General features: G+C 63.3%; 20 protein-coding genes. 7 read left to right on the plus strand and 13 right to left on the minus strand.

Features of this window, described 5'->3' with window-relative positions; translation table 11 throughout:
- Window positions 1-31: 31 nt before the first annotated feature.
- From A7A08_RS02155 to A7A08_RS02175, 5 genes are all read right to left on the minus strand, one after another.
- On the minus strand, window positions 32-394 hold the full coding sequence (locus A7A08_RS02155) for a hypothetical protein (RefSeq protein WP_069093879.1): 363 nt from the start codon (window positions 392-394) through the stop codon (window positions 32-34).
- A 54-nt stretch (window positions 395-448) separates the two neighbouring features.
- Complete coding sequence (locus A7A08_RS02160; protein WP_069093880.1) at window positions 449-661, minus strand: hypothetical protein; 213 nt, start codon at window positions 659-661, stop codon at window positions 449-451.
- A complete protein-coding gene (locus A7A08_RS02165; RefSeq protein ID WP_069093881.1) occupies window positions 658-1,821 on the minus strand; it encodes a PepSY-associated TM helix domain-containing protein in 1,164 nt (387 codons plus the stop codon). Before A7A08_RS02165 ends, A7A08_RS02160 begins: the two co-directional genes overlap by 4 nt.
- Window positions 1,822-2,060: 239 nt before the next feature.
- On the minus strand, window positions 2,061-4,439 hold the full coding sequence (locus A7A08_RS02170) for a TonB-dependent siderophore receptor (protein WP_245290781.1): 2,379 nt from the start codon (window positions 4,437-4,439) through the stop codon (window positions 2,061-2,063).
- A 185-nt stretch (window positions 4,440-4,624) separates the two neighbouring features.
- A complete protein-coding gene (locus A7A08_RS02175) occupies window positions 4,625-7,021 on the minus strand; it encodes a TonB-dependent siderophore receptor (RefSeq protein ID WP_083226364.1) in 2,397 nt (798 codons plus the stop codon).
- A gap of 254 nt (window positions 7,022-7,275) precedes the next feature.
- On the opposite strand from A7A08_RS02175, the gene A7A08_RS02180 reads away from it, so the two are divergent.
- Together A7A08_RS02180 and A7A08_RS02185 are read left to right on the plus strand one after the other, a co-directional pair.
- Window positions 7,276-8,172, plus strand: a complete 897-nt coding sequence (locus A7A08_RS02180) for a ParA family protein (protein WP_069093882.1) — start codon at window positions 7,276-7,278, stop codon at window positions 8,170-8,172.
- Window positions 8,162-8,593, plus strand: a complete 432-nt coding sequence (locus A7A08_RS02185; protein ID WP_141693800.1) for a hypothetical protein — start codon at window positions 8,162-8,164, stop codon at window positions 8,591-8,593. Before A7A08_RS02180 ends, A7A08_RS02185 begins: the two co-directional genes overlap by 11 nt.
- A gap of 31 nt (window positions 8,594-8,624) precedes the next feature.
- On the opposite strand, the gene A7A08_RS02190 is transcribed toward A7A08_RS02185, so the two are convergent.
- The 7 genes from A7A08_RS02190 to modA all read right to left on the minus strand — a co-directional run bounded on the left by A7A08_RS02190 (window position 8,625) and on the right by modA (window position 14,705).
- Complete coding sequence (locus tag A7A08_RS02190) at window positions 8,625-9,314, minus strand: hypothetical protein (RefSeq protein WP_069093884.1); 690 nt, start codon at window positions 9,312-9,314, stop codon at window positions 8,625-8,627.
- Window positions 9,315-9,432: 118 nt separating this feature from the next.
- On the minus strand, window positions 9,433-9,822 hold the full coding sequence (locus A7A08_RS02195) for a hypothetical protein (protein ID WP_069093885.1): 390 nt from the start codon (window positions 9,820-9,822) through the stop codon (window positions 9,433-9,435).
- A gap of 179 nt (window positions 9,823-10,001) precedes the next feature.
- Window positions 10,002-10,730, minus strand: a complete 729-nt coding sequence (locus A7A08_RS02200; protein ID WP_069093886.1) for a TerC family protein — start codon at window positions 10,728-10,730, stop codon at window positions 10,002-10,004.
- Window positions 10,731-10,870: 140 nt separating this feature from the next.
- A complete protein-coding gene (locus A7A08_RS02205; RefSeq protein ID WP_069093887.1) occupies window positions 10,871-11,545 on the minus strand; it encodes a CDP-alcohol phosphatidyltransferase family protein in 675 nt (224 codons plus the stop codon).
- A gap of 9 nt (window positions 11,546-11,554) precedes the next feature.
- Window positions 11,555-11,929, minus strand: a complete 375-nt coding sequence (locus A7A08_RS02210) for a hypothetical protein (RefSeq protein WP_069093888.1) — start codon at window positions 11,927-11,929, stop codon at window positions 11,555-11,557.
- Window positions 11,930-12,310: 381 nt separating this feature from the next.
- Window positions 12,311-13,564, minus strand: coding sequence for an OprO/OprP family phosphate-selective porin (locus A7A08_RS02215; RefSeq protein WP_069093889.1), 1,254 nt, complete (start codon window positions 13,562-13,564; stop codon window positions 12,311-12,313).
- A gap of 319 nt (window positions 13,565-13,883) precedes the next feature.
- Window positions 13,884-14,705 carry a molybdate ABC transporter substrate-binding protein gene (gene modA, locus A7A08_RS02220; protein WP_069093890.1) on the minus strand — a complete coding sequence of 274 codons (822 nt, stop codon included), beginning with the start codon at window positions 14,703-14,705 and terminating at the stop codon, window positions 13,884-13,886.
- A 174-nt stretch (window positions 14,706-14,879) separates the two neighbouring features.
- On the opposite strand from modA, the gene A7A08_RS02225 reads away from it, so the two are divergent.
- From A7A08_RS02225 to hspQ, 3 genes are all read left to right on the plus strand, one after another.
- Complete coding sequence (locus A7A08_RS02225) at window positions 14,880-16,139, plus strand: FAD-dependent monooxygenase (protein WP_069093891.1); 1,260 nt, start codon at window positions 14,880-14,882, stop codon at window positions 16,137-16,139.
- Between the two features lie 148 nt (window positions 16,140-16,287).
- Complete coding sequence (locus A7A08_RS02230; protein WP_208430554.1) at window positions 16,288-17,205, plus strand: lysophospholipid acyltransferase family protein; 918 nt, start codon at window positions 16,288-16,290, stop codon at window positions 17,203-17,205.
- An 87-nt stretch (window positions 17,206-17,292) separates the two neighbouring features.
- Window positions 17,293-17,625, plus strand: a complete 333-nt coding sequence (hspQ, locus tag A7A08_RS02235) for a heat shock protein HspQ (protein ID WP_069093893.1) — start codon at window positions 17,293-17,295, stop codon at window positions 17,623-17,625.
- Window positions 17,626-17,762: 137 nt separating this feature from the next.
- On the opposite strand, the gene A7A08_RS02240 is transcribed toward hspQ, so the two are convergent.
- Entirely contained in the window at window positions 17,763-18,512 is a 750-nt protein-coding gene (locus A7A08_RS02240) for an invasion associated locus B family protein (RefSeq protein ID WP_069094276.1), read from the minus strand.
- 378 nt (window positions 18,513-18,890) lie between these two features.
- On the opposite strand from A7A08_RS02240, the gene A7A08_RS02245 reads away from it, so the two are divergent.
- Both A7A08_RS02245 and A7A08_RS02250 read left to right on the plus strand, forming a co-directional pair.
- Entirely contained in the window at window positions 18,891-20,609 is a 1,719-nt protein-coding gene (locus A7A08_RS02245) for an extracellular solute-binding protein (RefSeq protein ID WP_141693801.1), read from the plus strand.
- A complete protein-coding gene (locus A7A08_RS02250; protein WP_069093894.1) occupies window positions 20,606-22,291 on the plus strand; it encodes an AMP-binding protein in 1,686 nt (561 codons plus the stop codon). Before A7A08_RS02245 ends, A7A08_RS02250 begins: the two co-directional genes overlap by 4 nt.
- Window positions 22,292-22,302 lie beyond the last annotated feature (11 nt).

A 22,302-nucleotide genomic window follows, 5' to 3' on the forward strand; every position in this document is an offset into this window, starting at 1 on the left:
CGGCGCTTGCGGGGCCTCCCGCGGAGACCTCCTACTCGACGGTCCCGGCCGCGAAGAGCGCGTAGGTGAAGAGCAGCCCGAACACGGTGTGGATTGCCGCTGTACTGCGGATCAGCACGTCGGCGGTATTAGTGGCGAGATAGAGCAGAATAAGGGCAGCGATGACATTGTAGAGCCACAGTCCGTAGGCGGTCCCGATGCCGAAGGAGGTCTCGAGACGGTTGTTCACGGCCAGTGCTGCTGTGCCGAGAACGATGGTGAAAATGGCGAAGAGCGTGGCCTGCTCGCGGGTGGCACCGCCGCTGAGTGTCACGCCTTTGGCGATCAAGACCAGCACGCTCACGCCGAACAGCAGCTCGAAGCCGCCCGACAAGATCATCAATATGCGCAGCATGCCCTGCCCCTTTCTTCCGGTGGCGCGCAGCTATCGCCTTCGTGCGCCAGCCGTCTAGCCCCGCTGGAGAGATCCGCGAGGACCCCAGACCATCCAGACGGTCACGATGACAGGAATTCCGAGCGATGCCCAGGACACAGCGTCCCAGACGCCGTCGCCCACAAGGGCGGCGATGAGACCGACCATGCTGACGATGCCGATAAGGGTCGGGACGAAGAAGATCTCGCCGAGGCTCTTGGTACCCCGCTTTGCCGGCCGCCGCGTCATTCCGCAGCCTGCGGTGCGGGGCCGGACTCCGTCATCCGTTCGATCTCGGCCATTTGCGATTCGACGCTGACCTTGCGCTTAGCGAGCCAGAGATAAAGCCCGCTGCCCAGGACGACGATTGTGATGATATCGAGGATCGCCCAGATGATCTTCAGCGGCATGCCGCCGTAATCGCCGAAATGGAGCGGCTGGGAGAGCAGCAGCCCCGTAACGTACCAGGGCGGATCGCGCATGTCGGTCAGCTCGCCCGTCTTCGCATCGACCAGGGCCGGCTTCAGCAGCTTCGACGTCAGGGGCGTGTCGCCCCGCAGGAACACCGCATAGTGATGAGCGCTGGAAAAGGCGGATTGCGGGAAGGCCACGAAGGATGGCGACATATGCGGCGCGGCATCGAGGGCTGCATCCATCGCCGTCTGGAGGGAGCCGAGCTTCTCGTATGGGGGCAGCTCCTCATAGGGCTTCACCATGGCCGCGAGCTGGTCGTTGCGCCAATACATGAAGACGAGCTCGCCGAGTGTATTGATCACCCCGGTTCCGCCGACGACCAGGGCCCAGGCTATGGTCACCGCGCCCATCAGATTGTGGATGTCGAGCCATTTGACCCGGGTGGTCTTCTCCTTCCGCACGGTGCCGAAATCGAGCCGCTTCATGAACGGCGCGTAGATCACGACGCCCGAGACGATCGCGACGATGAAGAGCAGCCCCATGGCGCCGAGGAACAGCATGCCCGGCAGGCCCGCGAACAGGTCCACATGGAGCTTGAAGATGAAGTACATCACCGTGTCGCGGAAATCGTATTCGCCCAGCACGTCGCCCGTGCGCATATCGGAGACGAGAAGCCGGGTGTTGTCCCTCTCGCTGCCGGCCGACTCGGCCATGGTGACGAAGACCTCGGCGGGATGATCCTCGTCCCAGCTCATGAACATGGGCGTCCAGCCGGGAATCTCCGCCTTCGCCCCGTCGACGACCTTGTCGAGGGAGACGTGGGGTGTTTCGGCCGCCATCTCCGGACCTTCGATGGAGTTGCCGAGGGCGTCCTCGATCTCGTGATAGAAAATGAGCGGCAGGCCGGTGATGCACAGCATCAGCAGGAACAGCATGCAGACGAGGCTGCTCCACTTATGGACCCACACCCATCCCTTCATCGTCTTGGCTGTCATGTTCCGCTTGCCTCGCCGCTGGTCTCATCCGGGCGTCAGCACGCCCATGTCGCCGCGTCGTGCCCCGCCCGGGGCGCCGACTGAACATTGTTGACACTCACAGTCAACTTAAACGAGGCCGGTGGTGAACTTCCAGTCCTTCCGCACCCCGAGCGCCGGATTTTGCGCGATGGGCCGCAAGCGTATTGCCGCGGCCCATCGGTTTTCTGGCTTGAAGCGGTCCTTTCCGGACGCGCGCCTTAGAATTTGTAGGTGATGTTGCCGAGCACGGTACGGCCCTCCCCAAGGAAGCAGTCGCCGCGCGACAGGCAGGTGGTGACGTATCTCTCGTCGCCCAGATTGGTGGCGTTGATCTGATAGCGCCAATGCTCCGTGTCGTAGCTGAGCATGCCGTCGAACAGGGTGTAGGACGGCGTCCTGAGGCTGTCGGTGCCATCCCAGGATTCGCCGATATAGCGGACGCCACCACCGACGGAGAAGCCGGACACGCCGAACGCCGAGAAGTGGTAGGTGGCCCACAGAGACGCTTGGTTCTCAGGCACCGTCTCGACCCGATAACCCGCCAGATCGCCGGCAGTGTATTCGGCGTCGGTGAACGCGTAGCCCGCGATCACGTCGAGCTTGTCGCTGAGGGTGAAGATGGTCTCGATCTCACCGCCCCTAAATCGCGCCTCGCCGATCTGGATCTGGTTGAACGGGTTGTTGGGATCGGAGGCCTGCAGATTGCTCTGGGTGGTGTCGTAGAGCGAGCCGTTCACGACGATCGGCTTGCCCGGCACCTGATACTTGAAGCCGATCTCGTACTGCTCGCCCTCGAGCGGATCGAAGGCCTGGCCGTAGAAGTTCGTGCCGAAGATCGGATCGAAGGACTGCATGTAGCTGAAATACGGGGTCAGCCCATTGGCGAACTCGTACATGATGCCGGCGCGATAGGTGGTCGCGTTCACGTCCTGATCCGCTTGACCCTCGGCGGAGCTGGTGACCTCGTCATTGCGGATGCCGAGCACGGCGATCCAGTTGCCGAGCTTGATCTGATCCTGTGCGTAGAAGCCGAGCTGCTCGGTGCCCGTCTCGGGCAACTCCACGGCCACAGGCGGGATGAAGGGCAGGCTGTAGTCCGGATTGTAGAGATCGAACGGCGTCGCCACGAAGCCGCTGCCCTGGCGGGATTTCTCCTTGAAGCGGGTGTAATCGACGCCCAGCAGCACCTTGTGCTCGATCGTGCCGGTGTCGAAATCGGCAATGAAGTTGCTGTCAGACGTGAAGGTCTGCGCATGGGGCTGGCTGATGTAGCTGTAGCGCTGAACCGTCCGCCGTGCCGGGTCCACGAAGGGATTCTGCGGATCCGTGTAGACGTTCGGATACATGGACCGGTAATCCACCTCGGCATCGACGTAGCGGAGGCCCTGGCGGAAGGTCCAGACATCGCTCAGCTCCCTGTCGAACAGGACTTCGACGCTGGCGCTTTCGGTCTTGTACTGATCCCAGTCCGGATCGCTTACGAAGCGGCTCCACGGGATGTACCCGTTGGGTCCTGCGTAGCGTGTGCCCTCCCAGGGAAGGAAGTTGGCGCTCGAGCCGGTATCGTCCTTCTGGAAGTTGGCGATGACCGTCAGCTCGGTCTTGTCGTCCGGCCGCCAGGTGATGGACGGGTTGAAGACGTAGCGGTCGTATTCGACGAAGTCGACCTGGGTATCGGAATTGCGGGCGACGCCGACCATCCGATAGAGCCACTTCCCGTCCTTTGTGATCTTGCCGGTCGAGTCGCCCTGCACCTGACCGAAATCGTGGCTGCCGTACAGGACGCCGATTTCAGTGTGGCTTTCTTCCTGGGGCCGCTTGGAGATCAGGTTGATGATACCGGCGGTCGAGCCCGCGCCGTAGAGCACGGAAGCCGGTCCTTTGAGCACCTCAATCCGCTCCAGGGTGTAGGGATCGACCCGGGTGTTGTTGTAGTAGCCGTAGATGCGGCGCATGCCGTCGAGATACTGGACCGGGTCCTGGCCGCGAATGCGGGCCCAGTCGCCGCGGATGTCGAAGCCATAGGGGCCTGCCACCACGCCGGGGACGTAGTCCAGTGCCTGCTGGACGCTCGTCGCGCCCTGATCCTGGATCTGCTGCTCGGTGACGATGGTGATCGACTGTGGGATCTCGTTGAGCGGAGTATCGGTCTTGATGCCGGTTCCGGTCCGCTCGGCGACATATCCATCCACCGGGCCCCAAGCCGATTCGGCGTCGACCGACGTTCCGGCCTCGATGTCGGGGGCCGCGGGAGCGGGCGCCCGAACGGGCGTCGGCGTCGAGGCGGTGCGAGTCGGCTGAGTGGGCGCCGGAGGCGCTTCGTAAGGCGCCTGGACGGTGATCTCCGGAAGCTCGTGGTCGGTCGCCGCCCCCTCGCCGGTCGTTTCCTCGGCCGGTGAAGCTTCCTGCTCCTGGACCTCGGGAGCCTGGCTCTCCGACGGACTGCTTTCCGAGCTCCTGGCTTCGGGCGCTTCCGTCGAAACACCGTTCTCTTCGGCGGTGTTTCCGTCCTGCGCCATGGCGCCGGTGGTCACAAGGCAGGCAAGAGCGATAGACGCGGCGAGCTGGCTGGCCCGCCCCACAAAGTGAAGCTTCACGATTAGTCCCCCAACAGCGGCGAACCTGCCGGTTCACCGTTTACTCAGACCCCGCTTTCGGCTGCCGCCGGCTGCGGAATCGGTCCCCCAAAATTGCTTTAGGCATTTGTTAAGATTGATGACTTCGAGAGTCAAGTTTTCGAAGCTTGAGCAAAGTCAGTCTCTTTTCAGCGCAACCTCACGCACTACCAGCGTCGCTTGATGCTGCCGATGACGGTCCGCCCGGCGCCGTAGTAGCAAGTGTCCCAGCACGACAGCGTCTCTTCGTCCTCGATGTTCTGGACGTTCAGGGCGAAGCGCCACTTCTCGGTCTCGTAGTCCACCATGGCGTCGAACAGGGTGTAGGACGGCACGGTCATGAGGGCGCTGTTGGCGATATCGCCATAGGTCTCGCCGGTGTAGCGGACGCCACCTCCGAAGCCGAAGCCTTCGAGCTGGCCTTGCTGGAACTGGTAGTGAGCCCAGAGTGACGCCATGTGTTCGGGCACGATAGGCTCGCGCTTGCCCACTTCCGCCGGATCGGAGCTTTGCTCGATGTCAAAGTCCGGAAGCCACGTATAGGCGGCGATCACGTCCAGCCCTTCGACCACCTCGGCGGTAGCCTCGAACTCCAGGCCGCTTGATTTGATCTCGCCCACCTGGCTCTGGACGAAGTTGTTGTCGCTGGTGATGTAGTTCTGCCTGCGGATATCGAAGGCGGAGAAGGTCATCAACAGATTGTCGTTGGGCTGATATTTCAGGCCGCCCTCGTATTGCCGGCCCGTTTCAGGCTCGAAGAACTGCCCGGTCAACGGATCCACGCCGGAAACCGGGAGGAACGAGGTCGAATAGCTGAAATACGGCGCCCAGCCGCCGTCCATCTCGTAGACGGCTCCAACGCGCCAGCTCAGGGCATCGTCGTGCTGGGTGGAATCTGCCCCGAAGAGCTGATCGTCGACGTTGATCTTGGCCCAGTCGTAGCGCAGGCCACCCACGAGGATCAGCCGGTCGAACATCTTGGCCTGGTCCTGGATGTAGAGGCCGGTCTGCTCGATTGTCGTATCGGAGACGTTGAACGGCGCCGGATCCACGCCATCGAAGCCGCCGTAATCGGGCCGGTACATGTCGATGGAGGTCGTGGCGGCGAAGCCCGAGCGCTGATCGAACTTGTTGTTCTGATAGTCCACGCCCATCAGCAACGTGTGCTCGATGCCGCCCGTGGCGAAATCTGCTTGGGCCTGGTTGTCGATGACGAACTGGTTCACGTCCTCATAGGAATAGAACGCAGCGCGGTTCATCCGGCGCATGCTGGGATCGGAGAGATCGAGCCCGGTGCCGTAGACCTGGTTGAGACCCGTATCGAGCGACCCGTAGCGGGCGTTCTGACGGAGCGTCCAGGTTTCGTTGAGGTCATGCTCCAGGAAGTAGCTGACCGCCCACTGTTCCCGATTGTAATTGTCGTAGTTCGGCTCTCCGCCGAAGAAGCTGCGCCGGATCTTGCCGTTGGGATTCGGCAGCAGCGTCCCTTGCGCGGGGAGGAACTGGGTGCTGAGGCCCGTGTCGTTCTTCAGGTAATGGGCCAGCACCGTGATCTCCGTGGCGTCGCTCGGCCGGTATGTCACGGCGGGAGCGATGTAGAAGTCGTCGCCATCGACGAAATCAACCTGGCTGCCATGGCTGCGTGCCAGACCGGTCAGGCGATAAAGCACTTTGCCGTCCTGGGTGACGCGGCCGCCCATGTCGAAATTACCCTGCACCCACTGATCGTTTCCGGCCTGGATCTCTGCCTCGCCGAACTCCTCGTCGATGGGCCGCTTCGTCACGTAGTTCACCGTGCCGCCGGGATTCATCTGGCCATAGAGGACCGAGGACGGCCCCTTCAGGATCTCGATGCGTTCGGCCCCATACGGTTCGGCCTTCCAGGTGGACCACGTGTTGTTGTTCCGGGCGAACAAACCGTCGAAATAGAAACCCGGGTAGTAGGCATCGAAGCCGCGGATGGCGAGCCAGTCGTACCGGGAGTCGACGCCGTAGATGCCGGAGCGCACACCGGCGGTGTAGTTCACCGCTTCGTTCAGGGTGTTGGCGCCCAGCTGCTCGATCCGGTCGGCGCTGATGACGGAGACGGACTGTGGGATCTCGATGATCGGCGTATCGGTCTTCATGCCGGTCGCGCTGCGGGTAGCCACGATGCCGTCCACCGGGCCCCATGCGGATTCGACGTTGCCTGCGGACGGGGCCGTTTGGAGCTCGGCATCGCTCTCGATCCGTGCCGGAGCAGACGCTTGCGACGTGGTGGCCGGGGCCGGGCTCGGCCGGGCAGCGGGCGCTTCGTAAGGGGCCTGGACCGTAATCTCCGGAAGCTCGTGATCGGCGGCGCTGCTTTCTGCACCCCTATCCGTCTCGGCCTCTTCCTCCTGGAGGCTCGGCTGCTCTTCTTGAGCGTCCGGGTTCTCCACATCGCTCGCGGTATCTTCCTGCTCGACAATATCGCTATCGGTGTCCGCGCCTTCTTCCTGAGCGAAAGCGGCTCCCCCTGCGAAGAGAATGCCGACCACGATGAGCGCAAGCGGGCCGCGCCGCCAGAGGCTGCTGCCTGTCACGAATGTCCCCCAATAATCCCCACGGCCGATAGACCGGCCCGGTGTTAAGTCCCTCAAAATCCCCCGATTTCGAAGGCCACTCTGCAATGCACGAAGCGGATGCGTTAACGACTGTTAAGATTGTTGAGAAAAGGAGTCAACATTTTGGGCCCGGTTTATCCCGGCCAGAACGGGCGTGGCTGGAAGAAACGGCCGATTCCCGGTAAGACTTGCATCCAGATACATTTTGTCGTGCGGAAGCGAGGCGGCTTCGAATGGCAGCAAAAATCATAGCCGTGGCCAATATGAAGGGCGGGGTGGGCAAGACCTCCACCGTTGCCATGCTGGCCGAAGCGCTGGCGGCCACCGACAATGCCCGGGTTCTGGTGATCGACGTGGACGCCCAGGCGAACGCCTCCCTGGTGCTCGCCGGCGATGCCACGCTGTCGGAGTTGATCGAGAACAAGCGGACGATCGACGGCTTCCTGGACGATTACTACCTGGGCGAGAAGAAGCTGGAGCTCGCCGACTGCATCCAACGAGGGGTTTCCGACGTCAGTCAGGGCGCCGAACCGCTCAACGTCTCCCTCCTCCCGTCCAGTCCGGAACTGCGGCTGCTGGAACGGGAGATCATGGTGGCGCTGACGGGGAAAGGCCTCGGGCTCAACGCGGTGATTTCGCGTCTCGCCCGGCTAATGGAGAACCAGCTCGACAAGCTTAGCCGCCGCTTCGACTACATCATCATCGATTGCGCGCCGGGCATCTCGGCGATTACTGAAGCCGCCTTACGTATCGCCGACCTGGTGATCGTGCCGACCATTCCGGACTTTCTCTCCACCGCGGGATTGCAGGCCTTCTGCAACAGCGTCTGGAAGGGCACGCGGTACGGCAAGGGCGTCGCGAAGGAAGGCGTCATTCCCCGCGTCCTGATCACCCGCAAGCGGGAGACCCGGGAGCATCACCGCTACGCGAACGAGATGTACAACGAGCGGTACAAGTCAGAGCCGTCGTTCAAGCTTTTCAAGACCCAGATTCCGGAGCGGACCCGCATCGCCGAAGCGTTGGGGCGGACGGGCTCGGAGCCGACCTTCACGAACAAGTGGGGGCCGGAGGTGCTGCCGGTGCTCGAGGCCCTGGCGAAGGAAACCAAGGAGGCTGTCCATGGCGGTTAGCTTGAACGGGCTGAATGTGCTCGGAAAGATTTCGGGAAATTCGAAGGTCTTCTCCGACATCAAGCCGGATGCCGATAAGCAGGCGCGCAGTCTGGTGGTGAAGCAGATCAAGGCGAAGCCCGAACTCGATTCCGTGCGGGCCGTGAAAAAGGCCGTCGGTCCCTCCGCCTTCGATTCCATCATCGACGGAATGAGCGACGCGGAAATCCGCACCCTGCTCAACAAGATGGATCCTCACAACAAGGAGCTGCGCCAGGCGCGGCCCGCGGCACGGCGGGATCATCTGAGGGCGCTGACGGCCGGCCGGGCCAAGATCGTCCAGCCGCCGGAGACCGAGCCAAAAAAACGTCCGGCGAAGCCGAAGCCTCGCCGGACGCTCGATCTCGAATCCATGAAGGCGAAAGCGAAGGGCAAGCGCTAAGCTGCGCCCTGCCCGGCTTCGCCCGTAGCGCTCAGGCGCTTTCGGAGACTTCCTCCTCGGGCGGCATCGTCTTGCTCAGGGTCTTCGTGAACTTGTCGAGGATCCGCTGGATCTCGTAGTGACCGCCGGGCGCCCATTCGCTGAACAGTTCGGTCAGGGAATCGGTCCGGGCGCGCTCGATCTTGATCAGCACCGCGCGCCCCTCCTCCGTAACCGTGAGGCTGTCGTCGCCGCCGGACACCAGCCCCTGGCGCTGCAGGGATGCCAGCGGCGCGACGAGGCGCTCTTGCGGATGGCGCAGGGCCTCCGCCAGATGCTCCGACCGGGCACCGACGATCACGCTCAGCCGGTTCAGGAGCCACAGCTCCTGGGGACGCAGCTCAAGACCGGCGCGCTGGATGAAACGGCGGTAGGTCTCGTTCTGATTGTACGGCTTCGCCATCTGCCGGAACAGCCGGTCCAGATCGCCGATGGAGTTCGCTTCCTGAAGGGTCGGCAGCTCACGCTTCGTCTTCACGCTCCCAATCTCCGTATCCGTCGAGAAATTACTCTGGCCCATCGTCTGCCCGCACTGCTTGTCGCGCACGAAGGCCCTTGTCCAACCCCGCCCGCCGGCATGGGCCATCAGAAGGACTGCGAGGCCGCCTGCCGTCACCATGGTCATGGTCGTGGCGTCGAGAACGAAGAGGGACAAATCTGGAAGCGAGGCGAGTGACAGCATGACAGCAACCCAATCTTAGTGTGCGCAGCGGGTGGACCCCCCACCCAAATAAAAAGAGCCGTCCTGTTATGGGACGGCTCTCTTAACAAGAAGCTCAACGTCTGACGCTTAGAAGCGCTCAGCCGCTGATGCGAGCCGTTCCGGAACGTCCGTCATTGCGGACCCAGCTTACGGTGGAGCCAGTCTTGGTGAGCCGGTAGCAGTAGGACTGGCCATCCATCCAGCTGTTCCACTTCTGGCAGAGCTGATCGCCCTTCACCCACCACTTGCCGGTGTCGGTCGGGCTCTCGCCGCCTGCGAAGCTGGCAGCCACGGAACCCATGCGACCGCGCATGGACCCGCCGGCGGAATACTGGATCGGCAGTTCGAAGCCGGAGATGCGGAGATAGACGGTCTTGCCGCTGACGGCGGAGCGGAGCTCGTCGCCCGCCAGGCTGTTGCCGCCTGCGACGGCCGCAGCCGGGGCAAGCGCAACGCAGCCGGCCAAAAGGAGAGACTTGAATTTCATACGATGCGTCCCTGGAATTTCATACGATGCGTCCCTGGATCTCGAAAATTTGTGGCGCTTTTTGCTGAGCGCTAAGGGACGCTAGAATATTGGTCGATTTGGGGCTTCCGGAAGGTGGTTGAGTGGCCAAGTTGCGGCACGGTTAGCGGGACATTAATCGCGCTCCGCGACCACCCCGACTACCGCTTCCGGCGCGCCCTGCGACGGCGCGTGGCGACGACGTTGATGATCTCCACCAGGGCGGCGAAGGCCATGGAGGAATAGATGTAGCCGCGCGGGATGTGGAAGTGGAATCCGTCGGCGATCAGGGCCACGCCGATCAGCATCAAAAAGGATAGCGCGAGCATCTTGGTGGTCGGATGGCGCTCGATGAACTCCGCCACCGGCTCCGAGGCCAAATACATCACGGCGATCGCCACCATGACGGCGGCAATCATGACCCCCACATGGTCGGCCATGCCGACGGCGGTGATGATGGAATCCACCGAGAAGACGATGTCGATGAGGCCGATCTGCAGGATCGCCGATGTCATGGAATCGGCGACCGGCTTCGCGTTCGGCTCTTCGCTCGCATCCTCGATGTCGTGATGGATCTCTCGGGTCGCCTTCACCAGGAGGAAGAGGCCGCCGGCGATGAGGATGAGATCGCGCCAGGAGAAGGTCTGACCGAGCACGCTGAAGGCAGGCTTGGTGAAGTGGATCAGCCAGGCAATGCCCGCCAGCATGATGATCCGGAATACCAAGGCCAGCAGGAGACCGACGCGGCGCGCCATGAGCCGCCGGCTCTCCTCCATGCGGGAGACCATGAGCGAGATGAAAACGACATTATCAATGCCGAGGACGATTTCCATGGCGCTCAGCGCGATGAAACTCGCCCAGATGTGCGGGTCGGTCAGCCAGTCGAACATTCGCGAAGCAGGAGATGTATTCCCGAGAGTGATTGCCGCACCGCTAATAATGCACCGGCACGGCAAGGTCTACGGCGAAGGTCGCCGCCCATCAACTCGCTCCGGCGACATGACATCGCGGCAACACAGGGCCGCAAGCTTCATCCCGACCGGTGCGTGAGGAAGCCGGCCACCGCGAAGTAGATGCCCGCCGCCAGCAGCAGGCCCTGCAGCCAGCCCGGCGACGGGAACGGAAAGGCCAGGCTTGCCGCCGCCGCACACATCCAGAGTGCCGTTATGGCGATGCTGATGCGGCGGAGCCGCGTGCTCCTGAAGGGATGCACGTAGGGCGTCGGGACGAAGGTGAGGACGACCAATACGACCACAATCACGAGATTGGCGACTGGGGCCAGGCCGAAGGCGAACAGGTATAGCGCGACGACGTTCCAGACGGCGGGAAAGCCGACGAACTCGTTGCTCGCCGCCTTGCTCTCGGTGTCGGAGAAATGGAACAGGCTGCTCAGGAGGATGGCGAAGGCCGCGGCGAGCCCCGTGCCGGCTGGCAGGAGATCCGACATGGCAAGGGCGAAGGCGGGGACCAGCACATAGGTGAGATAGTCGACGATATTGTCGAGGTCGTCGCCGCTCCAGCGGGCGAGATGCTCCTTGGTGCCGAAGCGCCGCGCGAGGGGACCGTCGATCCCGTCCACGACGAGCGCCGCACCGAGCCAAATGAACATCGTTTGCCACTGACCCTGGGTGGCGGCCAGGAGCGCAAGCAGCGCGAGGCAGGCGCCGCTCGCTGTGAGGATGTGAACGGCGGCGGCCCGCAGCATCAGGACATTCTAGAAACGGCGCTTCACCGTGCCGACGACGCCGATATCGTCCACCTCGTCGGGCTTACCGGCTGGATCGAGGGCCGGATCGTCGGAATGGCCGTAGAGAACGTCGAGGCCGAAGTCGAGACTGGGCAGAACGCCGAAGCTGAAGATCTGAACGTCGTTGCCCTGGGTCGCATCGGCGGCCATGGGCGTGCCGAGCTCGGCGGCCGACGGTGCGGGCGCAACGCTCAGCCCGGGCGCCTTGGCGGCTTCCGATCGAATGTCGGCCGGCGGTTTGGGAGGCGGCGCGGATTCGACTTCGTTGAAGCCGAACGCGGCGTTTGCCCCTGCAAACAGGAACGCCGTCGACGCAGCGATAGTGAGAGATCCCTTTCCCATCGTCCTTCCCCGTTCTGCCGTCGAACATAGCACGGCTTGAGGCAAAAGCCTCGTTGAACGGCATTGCGTGAGGCTTAACGGACGGGAATCCCTGCGATTTTCGCGATGTTCGTGGCAAATCCGCAACGTCGGGCCGCGAAAGGACGGTTTCCGGCCAATTTCTTAGGTCAAAAACGCAAGGAAGCCGCCCCAGTCGGAGCGGCTCCTTCGTCTCGAGCTCAATTCCCCCCGTTCGACCAGCTATCCCCCAACGGCCGAGCTCCCGGCTAAAAGAGAGCTCCACGAAAAAGAACCGCCGTCCCGTGGCGGGGACGGCGGAGGGTCAGGGACTGTTCGTCTTTTCGTTCGGTGGGGTTCTTTCTCGTTCTTTGCCGGCTGGTGTTACCAGTCGATCTGGGCGCGCAGGCCGACCGAGGTGATCTCGGCACCGTCGTTAGCCCCGCCATCGATCTCCGCCTGAGCCACCTGCAGCTTCAGGGCGGTGTAGTCGGTGGTGAGCCAGTTCAGGCCGATGAGCCAGGTCTTCTGCTCGCCGCACTCGGTGCAGCCCGGAATGGCGCCGCTACCGTCGCTCAGATCGAGAACGTCGTAGCGACCGGCGATCTGCCAGGCACCCCAGCCGCCGTCGGTGACGGGGTTGAGCACCTTGGTGCGGCCGAACTCGCCGGAGTCGGCTTCGTAGTTGCGCATTTCACCGGTGATGAACCAGCTCGCGTCGATGTAGTAGCCGTTATAGGTCGGGTTGAAGCCCGCCAGCGCATCGTCGGCTTCCAGCTGGGCGTATTCACCCTGCACCGACAAGGATTTGAAGACGGCCGCGCCTTCGAGGACGAACATGTCGTCGCCGGAAGCGAAGTTCGGGGTCTCGATGAAGCGATCGGCCAGGTGGTTGTCGGGACGGGCGCGATACTGGAAGAGCTCGGCCGTTCCGGTGTCGCGGCTGGTGCCGGCGTCACGGTGACGATAGCTCGCACCGGCATGCAGGACCGTCGTGTCGGTGTTGATGGGCGCCACCGTACCGCGGACCGTGAAGGCCGAGGTGTCGTCGGAGAAATCGCCCTGCTCATCCGGCGGCGCACCGTAGTAGCCGGTCTGGAAGGACCAGTGGTCGTCGCCGAGCAGGACGCCGACACCGATCTGGCGCTCCAGGAAGAACGCGTCGATGAAGGCCGCGCGCTCGTTGAAGGTGATGAAGCGCGAGCTCGTCACCTGCTCCAGGGAGCTGTAGACGTACTGATTACCGGCGCGGACCTCGGACTTCTCGACCGGTGCCCAGTTGGCCCAGGCCACGTAGGCGTCCTTGGTGGAAACCTCGTCTCCGGCGAAATCGACTTCGAACTTATATTTGAAGTTCGTCATGATGACGCCTTCGACGCCGAGGCGGGCGCGGCGCAGCTCGGTGCCGCTGATATCCGGCTCTCCGGTGATCGCCGTATCCTGATCGACATTGTCGTAGTCGCCCATGATGCGACCACGAATCTTGAACTTGAACGAGCCGTCCTTGTTCGAAAACTCGGGCGCGCCCTTCCACTTGACCTTGAGGTCAAGATCCTCGTCGTCGCCGGCTTTGGCTGCGGTGACGCCGGTGGCAAGAAGCGCCACGGCGCACACGCCGGCAAGCAGCATGCGGTTCATTTTTCCCAGTCCCCCAATCATAATCGACTCCTCTGTAATCACGCTTCTTTTCCCATTGTCTTTCAGAGACTTAGAAGCTTCCCTGCTGGGCACTGCACAAAGTGCCCGTTTCGAAGGCACGTTCCGCAGGCAGCGAATGGGTCGTTTCTATTTCTCGAGCGATGACAGGCTCATGACAGTTCAATCTCGGTCCGAGATTCCGGCTGGAACTGTTGCATGGAGGCCACGCGTGTTATGGCGCCCAGGCGCGAGTCCTCGCGCGGCGATACGCAGACAGCTGCATTACACTTGTGACGAAACGCCTATAACCTACTGGTACTCATAGGTTTTTGTCGCCGTCTTCCTCTCTTTCGGGAACGACGCCAAATCCTTGCGCTCGGAAGATTTCCGCGGCCCGCCTGTCCCGCAGGAAGTCTAGAAACTCCGTTGCCGTTGAGGCGCTTACATCCGTAAGTTGAGCGATCGGGTAGACGATCGGCGGGTGGGATCCGGGAGGGAACGTTCCAACGATGCGAACCCGCGACTCGGCCTTCGCATCGGTGCGGTAGACGATGCCCAGAGGGGCCTCTCCGCGGGCGACGAGAGCCAGGGCGGCACGGACGTTCTGGGCCTGCGCCAGACGGTCCTTCACAGCGTCCCAAACCTCCAGCGATTGAAGCGAAGCCTTGCCGTATTTCCCGGCAGGGACCGCATCGACATTCGCCATGGCCAGACGTCCGCCTCCCAGGAGCTCCACGAGCGGAAAGCCGGGGACAATCGTCGTCGAGACATCGGACCCGTTCGGCGCAATCAGCACGATGGCGTTCTCGAGCAGATCGGTGCGCGTCCCCTCCTCGACCCTTCCGGCCTTCTCCACGAAATCCATCCAGTCCTGATCGGCCGAAAAGAAGATGTCGGCGGGAGCGCCCTCGACGATCTGCTTCGCCAGGGCCGATGTGGCCGCATAAGAAATGCGGGCACTGTGGCCCGTCTCTTCCGTCCAGGCCGCGTTGACGGCATCGAGAGCATCCTTGAGGCTCGCGGCCGCAAAGACCGTGGGTCCTGCATCTTGTGCAGACGCCAGACGGATGGGCTGGCTTAGGACCGTCCCGAAAAGCACAAGCGCAGCCGCGGCGAGACCGGCGCGAATCCTGAGCGTCATCGTTATTCCCTCCTGTATATTACGAGGGACTCATACGACTTTCAGACACCGTGGGAAAGTCGGCAATGGTGCCGGCGCGTTTGCCCAACAATATCAACCGATTCATGCGGGGAGTCCGGCCATACGGTGGATTGTGCGCTTCCAAACGGGCAATCCCGGTGCGAAACTGGACCCATGAGCGACCCCTCTTCTCACAGCGCGGCCGCGGCCGACTCGCCTGCCGTCTTCGACGCCGTCGTTGTCGGCGCCGGTCCGTCGGGCCTGGTCACGGCTCTCGCCCTGGCCTATGTGGCGCGCGGCACCGGCGCCAAGATCGGTCTGGTGGGACCCGCTCCGGACGAAACCGCGGCTGCCGGAGACACGCGGACGGCCGCGCTGATGGACAGCTCCATCGCTCTGCTGAAGCAGCTCGGAATCTGGCCCGGGCTCGCCCCCGTTTCGGCACCGCTGGAGGGAATCCGTATTGTCGACTCGGCCAGCCCCTTTTTCGCCGCGCCAGATGTCGTCTTCCGGGCTTCGGAGCTGGGTTTGCCGGCCTTCGGCTACAACATCCCGAACCCGGTGCTCGTGAGGGCACTCTACGAACAGGCCCGGCAGGCGATGCCGGTGGCCGCAGGCAGCGTTTCGCACATTGATATCGCCGAAGACCATGCCCGGCTCGTCTGCACCGACGGCCGCGAGATCATGACGAAGCTCGTGGTCGGGGCCGATGGACGGAACTCGGTCTGCCGGAAAGCAGCCGAGATTCCGGTCCAGGAATGGCGCTATCCGCAGAAGGCGATTGCGACCCGTTTCCGGCACAGCCTGCCCCACGAGCAGATTTCGACCGAGTTTCACCGGCCGTCGGGGCCCCTGACCACCGTGCCCCTGCCCGACGCCAACGAGTCCAGCCTGATCTGGGTGGTGGAGGAAGACGAAGCCGAGCGGTTGGTTACGCTGTCACGCGCCGATTTCGCCGCTGAATTGGAATCCCATCTCGGCGCCCTCACCGGCCCGATCAGCGATGTCGGCGAGATCCGGGCCTTTCCGGTGGCGGGAATGACCGCCCGGACACTGACCGGACCGCGTACGGCGCTCGTCGGCGAGGCTGCCCATATCCTGCCGCCGATCGGGGCTCAGGGACTCAATCTCGGTTTCCGGGATGCGGGGTGGCTCGCCGAACGTCTGCGACCGGTATTCGAAGGATCGGGTGATGCGGGCGCGCGGCCCGTTCTGCTGGCTTATGGGGACTCACGGCAGATGGATGTGATGAGCCGGACCATCGGCGTCGATCTCCTCAACCGCTCGCTCATCACGCGCTTCCCACCGGCCCAAGCCGCCCGCGGCGCAATCCTCCGGGGCTTGAAATCCCTTCCCATGCTGCGCCGCTTCGCCATGCGGGCCGGGATCGCGCCGCCGACCCCGTTGCCGCCGCTGATGCAGAGCCAGGCCTGAGGATCACTCGCCGATTTGCCGGTTTGCGCCGTTTGGCAGGCTTGACGCGCACCGCCCTAGCTGCCACGGAAGCGCGCCGAATGCTTCCCGCCTGCAGATCCGGTGCGCGGGGATCCTCTCTAAAGAGCATCGATCGATAGGAGTCCTTGTGGCCGACCCGTCGCAAATTCCTTTGCCGCGCAAGATCCGCTACCTCGCCGAATACGCCGTTCTGCGGGGGCTGATCGGCTTCGTGCGGCTGTTCCCGATCGACCTCGCCGGCACGCTGTCGGGCAAGGCCTGGCGGCTGCTCGGCCCGTACAACAAGCGCCACAAGCGCGCGATGATGAATCTCGAGATCGCCTTTCCGGAGAAGACGAAGGAAGAGCGGGAGGCGATCGCGCGCGACATGTGGGAGAATCTCGGCCGGGTGATGGCCGAGACCATGAATATCGACCGGATCATCCAGCAACCGGACCGGCTGCACGTCACGAACGGCCATGTGATCGAGCGCTACCGGGAGAAGATGGGTCCGGTGCTGATCGTCACCATGCATATGGGCAACTGGGAAATCGGGATGTGGCCGGTGACCCTCGCGGGTGTCCGTCCCGCCGGCGTCTACCGTCTGGTGAAGAACCCGTATGTCGACCGCTACCTCCGGTCACAACGTCAGGCGCTCTATCCGGGCGGGCTGTTCGGGCGCGGCCGGGCCGACGGCACCCAGGAGGGCCAGAAGACTGCGCGCCTGATCATGGATTATGTTCGCCAGGGCGGCCGGCTCGGCTTCATCTCCGATCTCTACGACCGCCAAGGTGTCGAGGTGCCGTTCTTCGGCTACCCTGCCAAGAGCATGCCGATCGCGGCCATGATCGCCCGGCGCGTGGGCGCCCGCATCTGGATCGGGCGCTGCGTGAGAATCGGGAATCGGGCTGTCTTTGACGTAAACGTGAATGAGCTGCACGTGCCCCGCACGCGTAATCAAGCGGAGGATATCCGCAACATCACGGCGGCCATCCAGCGCTGTTTCGAAGGTTGGATTCGGGAGCATCCCGAACAGTTTATGTGGTCCAACAGACGTTGGTTCTGAAGTGCTATTGCGGCACTTCCCACAATTGACAGTTTAAACTCGATGCGATCATCATCGCCTTGAAACTCCGATCGGAGGGGACCTGCCATGGCGGTCGTCGGCAATGCCAAATATCAAATCGGACAAGTGGTGCGCCACCGGATCTATCCGTTCCGGGGGGTGATCTTCGACGTGGATCCGGCGTTCAACAATACCGAGGAATGGTATCAGTCGATCCCGGAGGACGTGCGTCCTTCGAAGGAGCAGCCCTTTTATCACCTGCTCGCCGAGAACGCCGAGACCGAGTACATCGCCTATGTCTCGGAGCAGAATCTCATGCCTGACGAGTCCGACGAGCCGCTGCGCCATTCGCAAGTCTCGGAGCTATTCGAGGATCTGCAGGACGGCGTGTTCCGCTTCCGGTTCCTGCAGGAGCATTAGGACGGCAGGCGCTTCGAAGAGTTCGGAGCCCGCTTCCCTGTCCCAGATACGAGAAGGGCCGCCGAGCAGATGCTCCGGCGGCCCTTTTCGCTTTTCTTCTTCGCGACCCTCAGTCCTATGGGACCGGATCGGCGATGCTACTCGACCGGGACGGCCGTCTTGGGGGCAACCGAACTGGCGCCACCGCCGTTTCCGCCGCCCTCTTTCTCGGCCTCAGCCTCAGCCGCCTTGTTGGCGAGCTCGGTCTGACGCTTGCGGATCATCTCCATCAGCCGGCGGCGGGCTTCCTGATACTTCGCCTTATCGACGGGCTCGCCGTCATAGGCCTTGGAGAAACCCTCGAGGGGAACCGGGAAGCCGATGGCCTTGCGCTGCAGATTGACCGCGGCGACGACCAGCTGCTTGCCGCCACGAAGCTCCTTGAGAAGCTCCGGCTTCAGCTCCATCTCGGCCTGGCAGCTCGTGGCATAGCAGAGCGTGTAGGGAAGCCGCAGGGGCTCGCCTTCATCGATGCGGATCTGCACGCCAGCCGGAATGGCAAGCGCGATCGCGGTGGGCAGACGGACGAGGAACGTCTCGGTGTCCTCACCTTCCACCTTGCGGATCGCCGCCGCCACCAGCACCATGCCGGTATTGCCGTCGAGTCGCTCGTGGTGGGTGAGGCAGATCTCCTTATCCTGGGTCTGCGCGTTCTTCTCGCAAAGCTTCACCCAGGCGTCCTGTGCCGGTGCTGCACCCTGCTGAGGCGCGGCGGCGTTAGGAGCAGGCGCCTCCTGAGCGGAAGCCGGGGGCGCGAACATTGCAACCGTGCCGGCGAGCGCGACGAGGAGCGGAAGTCCCCGCACGCCCCTTTGGAGCCTGTTCCATTGATCTTTCGACCACAGCATAGCGAACCTTTCCTTGATCTCGCAGGACAGAAACCGCGGCAAACATCCTGCCGCTCGAGGCCAACTTTCGCCTGCGTTGGATTTTCTTACGGTCAATACCCGAATTGAGGCGTAGACGTGACTAGAGCCGTTATTCAAGAGACTTTGCGGCGTCACTGTCCGCGCAATGTGTCAGAAATGCCACAGCGGCCTTTTCAGATCTTCTGCAGGCGGACACGATACGAAGCGCAATCAACCGGTTGCTGTGACCTTCATCGCATCTATAGCCATGGCCGCTTGATTGTTAAAGCCCTAATTGTGGTCGCCGCGCTTGCCGCCAGCGCGAGCATGCCGAGCGCGAAAGCAGCCTCCTCCACGGCTCCCCAGCATGCGATTGCCATGCACGGAGAACCATTGCGGGAAAAGGGGTTCGACCATTTTCCTTATGTGAACCCTGATGCGCCGAAAGGCGGACGGCTGGTGCTCGGCGAACGGGGCAGCTTCGACAGCCTGACGCCGCTGATCGTGATGGGGCATGCCGCCGAGGGGCTGCTCGACTATGTCTACGAGTCGCTCATGGCGCGGTCCTATGACGAGCCCTTCACCCTCTACGCCAGGATCGCCGAGACCATCGAGACGCCGCCGGACCGCAGCTGGGTGCTCTTCCAGCTCAACCCGAGGGCGAAATTCTCGGACGGACACCCGATTACGCCGAAGGATGTGATCTTCTCGTACCAGGTGTTGCGCGAACGGGGCCGGCCCAACCACCGCACCTTCTATTCCAAAATCGCAAAGGCGGAGCAGGTCGGCAAGCACGGTGTCAAATTCACCTTCGAGGACGGCTCCGACCGGGAGATGCCGCTCATAATGGGCCTGATGCCGGTCCTGCCGAGCCATCTCGTCGATCCGGAGACCTTCGAGACGACCAGCCTGCACATCCCCATCGGCAGCGGGCCCTACGTCGTGGGCTCGGTCGATGCGGGCAAGAGCATCACCTATAAGCGCGATCCCGATTATTGGGGCCGCGATCTCAACGTGAACAAGGGACGGTTCAACTTCGACGAGATCCGCATCGAGTATTACAGGGACTCCGGAGCGATGCTCGAAGCCTTCAAATCCGGACTGATCGATTTCCGCGAGGAGGAGGATCCAACCTGGTGGACGGAGAGCTACGATTTTCCGGCGGTGCGCGACGGGCGCGTTGTGAAGGAAGCGCTTCCCATCGAAGTCCCGGCGGGCATGTCGGCGCTCGTGTTCAACACCCGCCGGCCGCAATTCGCCGACATCCGGGTCCGGCAGGCGTTGATCGAGCTGTTCGATTTCGACTGGATCAACCGGACCCTCTATCACGGCCAATACGACCGCACGCAGAGCTATTTCGCGCGGTCCGATCTCTCCTCCCATGGCCGGCCGGCGGACCTCCATGAGGAGGAGTTGCTGGCGCCCTACCCGGATGCGGTATTGCCCGACATCATGGACGGCACCTACGCACTGCCGGAAAGCGACGGCCGCGGTCAGAACCGCACCGGCCGCCGCAACGCGCTGAAGCTGTTCCGCGAGGCCGGATACGTCCTGAAGGACGGTCGGCTGATCAACGAAGCAACGGGCAAGCCCTTCTCCATCGAGATCCTGGCCGCAACCCGTCCCCAGGAGCGGTTGCTGCTCACTTATGCAAGAGCCCTGAAACAGTTAGGAATTGCCGTGCGAATCCGGCAAGTTGACTCGGCACAATACCAGCGGCGGAAGCAGACCTTCGATTTCGACATGATCCAGTATTACTGGCCTGTCTCTCTGTCGCCTGGGAACGAGCAACTGTTTCGCTGGGGGAGCGAGGCTGCCGTGACCGACGGGTCCTTCAACTATCCTGGTATCGAGAGCGAAGCCGTGGACGCCATGATCGGCGCCCTGCTGCGGGCGAAGAGCGACAAGGATTTCGTCTCTTCGGTCAGGGCGCTCGACCGGGTGCTGCTGTCCGGGCGCTACGTCCTCCCCCTCTTCCATCTGCCCAAGCAATGGGTCGCCTATTGGCGGAGGCTGCACCGGCCCGAGCAGGTGCCGATCTTCGGTTATATCCTCGACACATGGTGGGCCGAGCCGAAGCCCGGGGGCGCCCAGTGAGCGAGGCGCCTTCGGAGAACGCCCCGGACGCGGCACAGGCGGGACGCAACGAGAGCCCGGTCCTGGCCGGAAGCACGCTCTTCCGTCAGCGGGCTGAGCGTCGTCCACAGGCGCTTGCGCTGGCCGACCGGGCCGACCGGGCCGCGTTCGGCATGGAGCCAGGCAGGACCTACTCCTATGGCGAAGCCGACCGGGCAATTGACGCGCTCTGTCGTTTCTTCGCCGATCACGGGCTGGAGCCCGGCGACACGGTCGGCGTCCAGATGCCCAATGTCGCCGAGACGGTTCTGATCTATCTGGCGGCATGGCGAAGCGGCCTCACCGTCGCGGCCTTTCCCCATCTCTGGCACAAGACCGAGGTGGCGGAGGCCTGCGCCACCCTCGACCCGGCGGCTCTGATAGGCGCCGGAACGACCGGGGACGGCACGGTGACCGAGATTCTCCGTGAGACGGCTGCCATGCATTTCAGCGTGCGGCTGGTGGCGGGCTTCGGGCCCGGCCTCCCCGACGGTATCGCCGATCTCGGCCGGGTGTTCTCCGAGGATGATGCCGACGGAGATGCGAGCCCCGTTGCCGAGCATCATTCCTACGCGCCCGCTCTGATCACATTCACGGCCCGGCCCGGCCATCCGCTGCTTCCCGTCCCCCATAGTTGCGAGACGCTACTGGCCCAGGGCGCCATGACCGTGCTCGCCCTGGGGCTGAATGCGGACGATCGCATTCTCAATGCGTTCCCGTTGAGCGGGCCGACCGGTCTCACCCTCGGACTGATGCCGTGGCTGGTTTCGGGTGGCGTGCTGATCCAGCACCACGCCTTCGACGCCGCGGTCTTCGCGCAGCAGGTCGGCGAGGCTCAGGCGACCGTCACGGCGCTGCCGGCCCCGGTCTTGAGCGCCTTCTCCAAGCGGCTCACGGTCAAGCAGGCCATGTCGCTGAAGCGCATCGGCCGGGTCATCCATGCCTGCCGCGCGTCGGCCCCCGCTCCGAGCTTCGGCGGCTTCTCGCCGATCCTATTCGACGTTCACGCGCTGGGCGATCTCGCCTGCGTGCTGCTCACCTATATGGACGGCGCCGATGCGAGCCTTCTGCCGCGGGGCAAGCTGACTCTTGCCGCGCCGGAGAAGGAAGGGGTCGTTTTCGTGGAGACCGCTCTGAGCAAGAGCAACAATGCCGAGGTGGCCGAGCTCCTGCTCAGGGGACCCGCGGTGGCGTGCGGTCACGGCCATGGGCCCATCACGCCCGATGGGCGCGGCTTCGTTGGCACCGGCATCCCCTGCCTCCCTGAGCCTGCGCCCGAACCGCTGCTCCGGCTGAAGCGCGATCCCGAGCTGATCCATCTCGGCGCCGTCCTCGTGTCCGCGAGCGAATTGGACCGTCTCTATGGCAGCTTTCCTGCCTGCGAGGACGCGGCCTGCTTCGCGGTCCCCGATCCCGTGCTCGGCGAGCGGGTCTGCGCCGCTCTCGTGGCGAAGCCCGGGCAGTCGGTGCGCCGCAGCTCGCTCCACTGGTTCCTGAAGAGCCGTCAGGTCGCGTCTTACAAGATGCCGGAGGACGTGATCGAGGTGCCCCGCATCCCCCGCCGGCCGGACGGGCGTGTGATGCGTGAGCGTCTGGCGGCCCATCTCACGGATGAGAGGGACCCTTGGGTGGATGCGTCGGAGACCGCCGAGCAGGTCTCGTAAACCTTTCTGCA

It is taken from the genome of Methyloligella halotolerans (assembly GCF_001708935.1).
GTDB lineage: Bacteria > Pseudomonadota > Alphaproteobacteria > Rhizobiales > Methyloligellaceae > Methyloligella > Methyloligella halotolerans.